At 64.3% G+C, this 381-nt stretch carries 1 protein-coding gene; it reads left to right on the forward strand.

What is annotated here, in order from left to right; genetic code table 11:
- On the forward strand, window positions 1-381 hold a 381-nt coding region (locus FF041_RS37300; RefSeq protein WP_194292371.1), incomplete at both ends, for a condensation domain-containing protein.

Below are 381 nucleotides of genomic sequence, written 5' to 3' on the forward strand. Positions count from 1 at the left end.
GCCGGGCTGCTGGTGGAGCTTCAGGCGCAGCAGTCGGCGTTGATGGATTTCCAGTATCTGAGTCTGAGTGACATTCAGCGGTTGGCGGGGCGTGGGGCGACGTTCGACACGTTGATGGCGTTCGAGAACTTCCCGTCCGGTGGGGGTCAGCAGGCTCCTGGGGATGGTGAGCCGGGGCTTGTGGGGCCGGGTGGTATCCGGGTGTCGGAGTCGGGTATCCGGGAGTCGATCAACTATCCGCTGGGTCTGGTGGCGGGTCCGATCGGTGGGTTGAAGATGCGGTTGAACTATCGGCCGGATCTCTTCGACGCCGGTGAGGCTCAGGCGCTGATCGATCGGTTGGTGCGGTTGCTGGGGCAGATGGCGGCTGATCCGGGGATG

Source organism: Streptomyces jumonjinensis, from assembly GCF_009600885.1.
Lineage (GTDB): Bacteria > Actinomycetota > Actinomycetes > Streptomycetales > Streptomycetaceae > Streptomyces > Streptomyces jumonjinensis.